6 protein-coding genes are annotated in these 7,166 nt (G+C 65.8%); 5 read left to right on the top strand and 1 reads right to left on the bottom strand.

The features are described from left to right. The first annotated feature begins 216 nt into the window (after positions 1–216). The 4 genes from RCI06_RS13795 (at position 217) to RCI06_RS13780 (ending at position 5,348) form a co-directional block, all read left to right on the top strand. The gene (locus RCI06_RS13795; RefSeq protein ID WP_306576391.1) at positions 217–2,142 is read left to right on the top strand and encodes an ABC-F family ATP-binding cassette domain-containing protein; all 1,926 of its coding nucleotides are present in this window, start codon (positions 217–219) and stop codon (positions 2,140–2,142) included. Continuing rightward, on the top strand, positions 2,139–3,095 hold the full coding sequence (locus RCI06_RS13790) for an AEC family transporter (protein WP_306576390.1): 957 nt from the start codon (positions 2,139–2,141) through the stop codon (positions 3,093–3,095). The genes RCI06_RS13795 and RCI06_RS13790 overlap by 4 nt, the downstream gene beginning before the upstream one ends. Positions 3,096–3,392: 297 nt before the next feature. Then, positions 3,393–4,124, top strand: coding sequence for a bifunctional 2-polyprenyl-6-hydroxyphenol methylase/3-demethylubiquinol 3-O-methyltransferase UbiG (locus RCI06_RS13785; RefSeq protein WP_306576389.1), 732 nt, complete (start codon positions 3,393–3,395; stop codon positions 4,122–4,124). Positions 4,125–4,226: 102 nt separating this feature from the next. Continuing rightward, complete coding sequence (locus tag RCI06_RS13780) at positions 4,227–5,348, top strand: hypothetical protein (RefSeq protein ID WP_306576388.1); 1,122 nt, start codon at positions 4,227–4,229, stop codon at positions 5,346–5,348. 80 nt (positions 5,349–5,428) lie between these two features. On the opposite strand, the gene RCI06_RS13775 is transcribed toward RCI06_RS13780, so the two are convergent. Next, positions 5,429–6,352: a diacylglycerol kinase family protein gene (locus tag RCI06_RS13775; protein WP_101548071.1), complete on the bottom strand. Its 924-nt coding sequence runs from the start codon at positions 6,350–6,352 to the stop codon at positions 5,429–5,431. A 184-nt stretch (positions 6,353–6,536) separates the two neighbouring features. Here RCI06_RS13775 and RCI06_RS13770 point away from each other — a divergent pair. Continuing rightward, a partial coding sequence (locus RCI06_RS13770; RefSeq protein ID WP_306576387.1) for a hypothetical protein occupies positions 6,537–7,166 on the top strand: 630 nt, incomplete at its 3' end.

The following is a 7,166-nucleotide window of genomic DNA, read 5'->3' as shown; positions in this document are numbered from 1 at the left end:
GCCGCTCTGCGGCGCTCGCCGCAGGCGAGGAGCGCATCTAAAGCCCCGCCGGGCGGCCGTCGGCGGGACACGCCTCCGGCACTAGGCCTGCGGGCCGTCGCAGCGCGGCAAATCTCAAACCGCCGCCGGGGCGGGTCCCGGCAATCTCTGCCGCTCTCCGAGCGGCAGACCAAAGAAATCCCCGCCGCGGCGAGCGGCAAAAAAGGAGTCAACCAAATGCTGCTATCACTGGACAACGTCAGCAAGATCTTTGCCGACAGGATCATCTTTATGGGGGTGTCCCTCAAGGTGGAGGAGGGGGACCGGATCGGTCTTGTCGGCGCGAACGGGGCGGGGAAATCGACCCTGCTGAATGTGCTGAATGGAGATATGAGCCCGGACGAGGGGGAGCGCGCGGTCAAAAGCGGGCTGACCCTCGGTTTTCTGCGCCAGAACAGCGGCGTGGACAGCGCGAACACGATCTACGAGGAGATGCGTTCGGTGTTCCGGCCGCTGCTGGACGCGCAGGCGCGCATCAAAGAGCTGGCGGCCGCGATGGAGCGGCACGCCGACCACGGCACGGAGGAATATGCCGGCCTGTCGGCGGAATACGGCAGGCTGCTGGCCTATTTTGAAGCGAACGACGGCTACAACATCGGCGTGAAGATCAAGACGGTGTTAAACGGAATGGGGTTCGCGGACCGGGAGATGGACACCGTCTGCGGGACGCTGTCGGGCGGGGAAAAGACCCGCCTTGCGCTCGCCAAGCTCCTGCTCACCGAGCCGGGGCTGCTCATGCTCGACGAGCCGACCAACCATCTGGATTTCCCGACCCTCCAGTGGCTGGAGGATTATTTGCAGGAATACAAGGGCGCGCTCGTCGTCGTGTCGCACGACCGCTATTTCTTAGATAAAATTTGCTCGAAGATGTGGGAGGTCGCCAACCTGCATGTGACCGCCTACAAGGGCAATTACACCAAATACATGCATACGCGGGAGGCGCTCTACGAGCGGCAGCTCAAGGAATATGAGATGCAGCGGCAGAACGTCGCCAAGCTGACCGATTACATCGCGCGCAACAAGGTGCGCGCGACGACCGCGGCGATGGCCAAGAGCCGCGAAAAGATGCTCGAGCGGATGGAGCCGGTCAAAAAGCCGCCCGCGCCGCTGCTGCCGGTGAAGATGGCCTTCCGGTACGAGCAGGAGCCGGTCAAGGACGTGCTCCACGCCGAGGGGCTGACGCTGCGCGCGGGGGAGGATGGCAAGATCCTCTGCGCGGGGGCGGATTTCGATCTGCTCAAGGGGCAGAAGGTGGCGCTCGTTGGCGCGAACGGGGTGGGGAAGTCCACCTTTTTGAAGGTGCTGCTCGGGAAGCTCCGCCCCGAGACGGGGAGCGTGCGCTGGGGCCGCAACACGAAGGTCTCCTACTTCGAGCAGGAGCAGCTCGACCTGCACCCGCAGAAAACGGTGATCGGGGAGCTGTGGGACCGCTTCCCCGCGACCTATGAGCAGGATCTGCGCAACGTGCTGGGCGGGCTGCGGTTCACGGGGGAATCGATCTACAAGCAGGTGGGGATGCTGTCGGGCGGAGAAAAGGCGCGGCTCAAATTCGCCATCATGATGTACGAGGGCGGCAACGTCCTGCTGCTCGACGAACCGACCAACCACCTCGACCTCGCGACCAAGGAGGTGCTCGACCGGGCGCTGATGGAATACGAGGGGACGATTCTGGCCGTCTCGCACGACCGGTACCTGCTATCGCGGATGCCCGACCACATCGTCGAGATGACCCCGCAGGGGTTCGTCTGGTATGAGGGCGGCTATGAGAGCTACCGGGCGAAGCGCCGGGAGGCCCAGTCGGAACGGCCGGTGCGGGAGGAGAAGCCCAAAACGGAAAACGCCTTCCACCGCACCAAAAAGCAGCGCGCCGAACAGGTGGCGCGCAAAAAGCGGCTGTGCGAGGTGGAGCAGGAGATCTCCGATCTCGAGCTCGCGGTCGACACGGCGCAGGAACAGCTTGGGGACCCGGAGGTGTCGAGCGATTACCAGCGGGTGAGCGGGCTTTGCGCGCAGATCGAGGAAAACCGCGCGGCGCTCGCCGCGCTGATGGAGGAATGGGCGGAGCTCTCCGAGCTCTGTGCGGAAACGGAGGGGCGCCAATGATCGCGCAGAAGCTGGCCGGGCAGGTGGGGGTCATGTTCCTGCTCATGGCGATCGGCGTCTTCATCCGGAAAAAGGGGATCGTTTCGGTCGAGTCGGCGCGGCAGTTTTCCAACTTCGCCCTCTTCATCATCACCCCCGCGCTGCTCGTCAACGTCTTCCAGCGGGATTTCCACCCCGAAATGGCCGCCTCCATCGCGCTGTCGGCCCTGCTTGTCGCGGTTTTCCACCTTCTGGCCGCGCTGCTCACCAGGCCGCTCTTCCCCCACCGGGGGGACGGCGACGACCGCAGCGCCGTCGCCCGGCTGGGCGCGATCAGCTCCAACTGCGGCTTCATGGGCATCCCGCTCATGACCGCCGCGATGGGGGAGGACAGCATGATCTTCGCCGCCATCTACATCGGCATTTTCAATATCTACATCTGGTCGCACGGCGTCATGCTCCTGCGGCGGGACGGCCGGATCCGCTGGAAGGAGATCCTGCTTTCCCCCGGCGTGCTCGGCGCGTCGCTCGGCGTTTTGCTCTATCTTTTGCAGATCCGCCTGCCCGGGCTCCTGCTCGACACCCTCGGCTTCCTCTCGGGCATGAACACCCCGCTGCCGATGGTCATCACCGGCGTGCTCATCGCCGACCTCGCGGTGGGGGAGACCCTCCGGGACCTGCGCCTCTATTTCACCGCGTTTGTGCGGCTGGTCGGCCTGCCGCTCGTCATGCTCGGGCTCATGCTGCTCGCGGGGGTGCCGGGCTGGTTCGACGGCGCGCCCACCGTCGTGCTCGCCATGGTCATCTCGGTGAGCTGCCCGGTGGCGATCTCCACCGTCATGATGCCCACCCGCTTCGGCGGGGACGCGCAGTACGGCGCCAAGCTCGTCGCGCTGTCGACGCTGCTTTCGATCTTTACCATCCCGGCCGTCGCCTCGCTCGCGCAGTGGGCGATGTCCCGGGGGAACTTTTGAAAAAGGTCCCCCGGCCCCCCTCAAAACGTTTGATTCAGGCCGGCCGCGGCGGCCCGCCGCACGCGCGGCCCGTGAGACAAAGATTTTCGCCCGCTCGCTAAAACGTTTCGCCGCCACTTGCCCTGCGGGCAAATGGTGACCCCATCCGGGCCGTCGCTTCGCGACACCTTTTTCAAAAGGCGGCGCGGCAAAGGGCTCCCGAGAAGCGCATTTTTCGGGTGAATTGCCGCCGCGGGCGGCAAGAGGGGCCTTTTTGCAAGAGAAAAAGGCCCCTTTCAACAGAAGGAAGGAATTTACATGAAAGAAAACAAATACGACGACGATTTATTTTTCCAGAAGTACGGCGAGATGTTCCGCTCGCAGAAGGGGCTCGACGGGGCGGGGGAGTGGCCCGCGCTGCAAAAGCTGCTGCCCGACTTCGCGGGCAGGCGGGTGCTTGACCTCGGCTGCGGCTACGGCTGGCACTGCATCTGGGCGGCGGAGCACGGCGCGGCCGAGGTGGTCGGCACCGACATCTCGCACAAGATGCTCGAGGTGGCGCGGGAGAAGACCGGTTCCCCCGCCGTGCGCTACGAGTGCGCCGCGATGGAGGACCTCGACTATCCGGAGGGCGCGTTCGACATTGTCCTCAGCTCGCTGGCCTTCCACTATATCGCGGACTGGCCGGCGCTCGTCAAAAAAATCCGCCGCTGGCTTACGCCGGGCGGGGACTTCGTCTTTTCGGTGGAGCACCCGGTCTTCACCGCGCAGGGCACGCAGGACTGGTACTACGGCCCGGACGGGGAGATCCTGCACTTCCCGGTGGACAACTACTACTACGAGGGCAGGCGGGAGGCGGTCTTCCTCGGCGAAAAGGTGACCAAATACCACCGCACCCTGACGACCTATGTGAACACCCTGCTGGAGGAGGGCTTTTCGGTGCGGCGGCTGGTGGAGCCGCAGCCGCCCGAAAACATGCTCGGCCTGCCGGGCATGAAGGACGAAATGCGCCGCCCGATGATGCTGCTCGTCTCCGCGCGGCGGGACTGAGCGGCCGGAAGATTTCCTTTCCGAAGGGGAAAACCGATGCAGTGATTTCCAGTTGTGTGAACACTGTATGTGTGAAACCTCACCGAAGAAAGGGCGATCAAGATGAAAAAATTATTGGCGGCAATCCTCGCGGCCGTGACGATTTTATCCCTCGCGGCCCCGGCGCTCGCCGCGGGCCCCGCGGCCGGCTCGCAGTCGTATGCGATCTACAAGGTCACCGGCAACCCGGTCAACGGGGACGGCAGGCAGTTCAACGCGAACGACACCGTCTCTCCCGGGCAGACGATCTACTACGCGCTGCCCGAGACGATGGCGGCGTGGGTGGACAGCGCGTCCAACTTCCGCCTCTCCACCCGCAAGACCTCGAACGGCAAGCTGATCAAATCGATCAAGCTGGTCGAAAAGAAGCTGACCGGCACGTCGGGCGCTTCGACCGTCTACATCCCCAACCAGCAGGACCCGACCGGCAAGGACTACGCCGCCTACAAGACGAGCGAGCGCCGCGCCTACCTGGCGGTCGAGCTGGCGGACACGGCGGTCCCGGAGGAGGTGAAGGTCCAGTTCACCGCGACCTTCACGACGAAAAAGCCGGTCGTCCTCTGCTACGGCAAGCGCAAGGTCTCCGAGGGGGAGTTTGAAAAGGTGCAGACGGTCAACGACAACGGCACCACGGTGAACACCCTCAAATACCTGCGGTTCTTCGACGGAAAGCAGAACGACAAGCTCACCCTGACCGGGAACCTCTATGTGGCCAATCCGCAGGAGGAGGGGGACGCGACGGTCGAGGTCGGCTCCAAGGGCGTGACAATCAAGCCGGAGCGCAACAGCGTCAACGAGATCTCCTTTGAAGGGGAGGACACGGTTGCGACCCTCACCTTCCGCGCGAACAACAACCCCCGCAAATTCCTGGCGCGCCTGACCACGAGCTGGCCGACCACCGCGCTTTCGAACAAGTTCCGCAACACCGACGCGGTCATCCGCAAATTCTCCCCCGCGACGATCGACGCGACCAGCCGCGCCACCCTCTCGCTCAACAACCCCTTCGCCTACGACGAGGTGGACCCCGGGGACGTCTACATCTACACGGCGGACAGCAAGGGCAACCTCAAGGACATCACCCGCACCGTCTATTACAATTCGGACGAGGACGCCTTTGAGCTCCAGACCCGGACGCTGACCACCTACATCCTCTCGGACAAACGGGTCAAGACGACAACCAAATAACGCGAGGCGGATCAAGGCCCCCCAAACGGAAACCCGTTTGGGGGGCCTTTTGCGCCGGGGGGCGTGCGGCGCGGGCCGCGCTAGGCGTTCTCCGCCGGGGTCCTGGCGGGGGCGGTGATCACCCGGATGGCGCGGGGGCAGTTGGCGATGCGCACCTGCCGGGCGGTGCCGCCGAACTCGCCGTCGAGGGTCCAGGGGACCTTCTCCTCTGCGCGCACGGTGAGGCGGGTGGTGCGGAAGGCGGTGACGAATTCCGAGTCGTACTCCTGGCGCAGCACGGCGCCGATGAGGGCCTGCGCCTCGAGCGCGGATTTGGGGTTGCGCAGGAAGACCGCCTCGAGCAGGCCGTCGTTCATCGAGATGTTCGCGCCCGCCCGGAGCTTGAAGCCGCCGACCGAGGTGGCGTTGGTGACCATGCCGAAGAGGAATTCGCCCTCGACCGTCTCGCCGTCGTGGGTGACGGACATGCGGTAGGCCTTGACGGCGGGCAGCCGCAAAATGGCCTCGAGGAAATAGGCGGCGCGGCCGAGCAGGTTTTTCGACTGTTGGGGGGTCTGGTAGGAGACGTCGGTAAAGGCGCCGAACGCCGCGATGTAGCTGAAATAGCGGTCGCCGAACGCGCCCACGTCGCAGAGGAAGGGCTCGCCGGAAAGGATCGTCGCGGCGGCCTCGTGCATGTTCTTTGAGATGCCGAGGCTCGAGGCGAAGTCGTTGACCGTGCCGGCGGGGATGTAGCCGACGGGCGGCCGCCCCTCCGGGGGGCAGCGCATCAGGCCGGTGATCGTCTCGTTGAGGGTGCCGTCGCCGCCCGAGCAGACGATCAGCCCGTATTGGCCGGCGCGGCGGGGGAGCAGGTCGGCGATCTCCAGCCGCCGCTGGGTGGTGTGCACCGTGACCTCCCAGCCGCCGCGCACAAACAGGTCGATGAGGTCGAGCGCCTTCCCCTTGATCTCCGCCTTGCCCGCGTGGGGGTTGATGAGAAAGAGCATCCGCCGGTTGTCCATGTGGCCGCCTCCTTTTGCGGGAATCAAATCCACCCCTATTATACCCAAAATACGCGCGCGCTTCAACCGGGCGGGAAAGCGGCCACGCCCGGTTGTCGGGCCTACCAATCCCGCTCCGGATGTGGTAAAATAAAAAAGACTGTGAAGGGCAAAATCGACAAGATTCGACAGCGGAGGGACGGACATGGGTGAGCAGCTGACGTTTGGGGAACTGTGGCGGACGGCGCGCTGGCGCTGGCGGGCGCTGCTGGCCGCCTTTCTCGCCTGCGGGGTGGCCGGGTACGCGCTGTTCGCCCTGCTGCCCGGGCGGTACACCGCCCGGGCGCTCGTCTATGTCTCCTCCTCGCGGGAGGTGGGCGCGGGGGAGCTCTCCGCCGCGCAGAAGCTCGCGGACACCTGCGCCCTGCTGCTCTCGGGCGACGAGGCGGTCTCCGGCGCGGCGACGCGGTGCGGCCTCGCGGGGACTCCCGACGAGCTGCGGCGGGGGGTGTCGGTTACGGCGCTCGGCGGGACCGGCGTGGTGCGGATCGAGGCGTCCGCCCCCTCCGCCGAAGTAGCGGCGGCCTTTGCCAACGCCCTCGCGGAGGGTGCCCCCGGCCTTCTCGCCGAGGTGGTGGGCGGCGGCAGCGCGGTGACCGCCGCGCCCGCGCGCCTGCCCTCCCGGCCGGACGGGCCCCCCGCGGCGGCCTGCGCGGGGATCGCGGCCCTCTGCGGTGCGGCGATGACGCTGCTCGTCCTCTGCGCGCGGGGGGAACCCGGCGGTCCGCCGCTCGTCCATGGGCTGGCGGGGGAGGGCGCGGCCCGTCTGCGGGAA

The sequence above is a fragment of the Anaerotruncus massiliensis (ex Togo et al. 2026) genome (assembly GCF_030825285.1).
Classification (GTDB): domain Bacteria; phylum Bacillota; class Clostridia; order Oscillospirales; family Ruminococcaceae; genus Anaerotruncus; species Anaerotruncus massiliensis.
Note: the sequence above shows the minus strand (reverse complement) of the source record. Positions and strands in the feature narration are given on the sequence as shown.